Consider the following 1,140-nt stretch of genomic DNA (forward strand, 5'->3'; position numbering starts at 1 on the left):
CTAGTGGACTGCCCCATTCAGAGGATTCCCTGAACGGGTAGGCTGGTTCAAGCTCTTGGGATGAGAGCAGGCATCGTCGTCTTGGTCACGCCGGAAGATCGCATTCGCCTCGAGGCGATCGTCGCGGATCGCAACACACGTCAAAAGCACGCGGCGCGCGCCCGGGTCATCGTCGCCACCGCTGACGGATGCGGGACGACCGAGATCATGCGGCGCTCGGGCCTGTCCAAGCCGGTGGTCTGGCGGTGGCAGGAACGCTTCATGCAGGAGGGCGTCGACGGTCTGCTTCGCGACAAGACGCGCAAGCCCGGCAAGCCGCCGCTACCCGCTGACGTTGTCCAGCGCGTGATCGACCTGACGCTCGCCGACCCGCCCGACGAAACCACGCACTGGAGCGTCCGCGCGATGGCCAAGGCGGCCGGCATCGGCGCCGTCAGCGTTCAGCGCATCTGGCAGGCCAACGGCCTGACGCCGCACCGGATGAAGACGTTCAAGCTCTCCAACGACCCGAAGTTCGCCGAGAAATTCAGCGATGTCGTGGGCCTGTACGTCGATCCCCCCGCCCATGCGGTCGTGCTGTCGATCGACGAAAAGAGCCAGATCCAGGCGCTCGACCGCACCCAACCAAGCCTGCCGATGAAGAAGGGCCGGGCCGGGACGATGACCCACGATTACGTCCGCCACGGCACCACCACCCTGTTCGCCGCGCTGAACGTGCTCGACGGCACGGTGATCGGCCGCAACATGCAGCGCCACCGGCATCAGGAGTTCGTCCGCTTCCTCAACCAGGTCGAGGCCGCGGTGCCGGCCGGCAAGATTGTTCACGCCATCGTCGACAACTACGCCACCCACAAGCACCCCAAGGTGCGCGCCTGGTTAGTCCGCCATCCCCGCTGGACCTTCCACTTCACGCCCACCAGCGCCTCCTGGCTCAACGCCGTCGAGGGCTTCTTCTCAGCGCTCACCCGGCGTCGACTCAAGCGCGGCGTCTTCTGCTCCCTCGTCGATCTCCAGGCCGCCATCAACCGCTACGTCGCCGAGCACAACAAACATCCAAAGCCCTTCGCCTGGACCGCCGACCCCGACCGCGTCCTCGCCGCCATCAACCGCGGGAAGCAAGTGTTGGAGTCACTCCACTAG

At 65.9% G+C, this 1,140-nt stretch carries 1 protein-coding gene; it reads left to right on the forward strand.

Annotation, left to right across the window (positions count from 1 at the left end; genetic code table 11):
* Nucleotides 1-60 precede the first annotated feature (60 nt).
* A complete protein-coding gene (locus tag J3S20_RS29900) occupies nucleotides 61-1,140 on the forward strand; it encodes an IS630 family transposase (protein ID WP_216840576.1) in 1,080 nt (359 codons plus the stop codon).

The sequence above is a fragment of the Falsiroseomonas tokyonensis genome (assembly GCF_019024325.1).
GTDB classification, from domain to species: Bacteria; Pseudomonadota; Alphaproteobacteria; order Acetobacterales; family Acetobacteraceae; genus Falsiroseomonas; species Falsiroseomonas tokyonensis.

What these genes read in the sequence shown, in the direction of transcription:
- J3S20_RS29900 (WP_216840576.1), top strand. Translation starts at nt 61, where the DNA reads ATGAGAGCAGGCATCGTCGTCTTGGTCACGCCGGAAGATCGCATTCGC.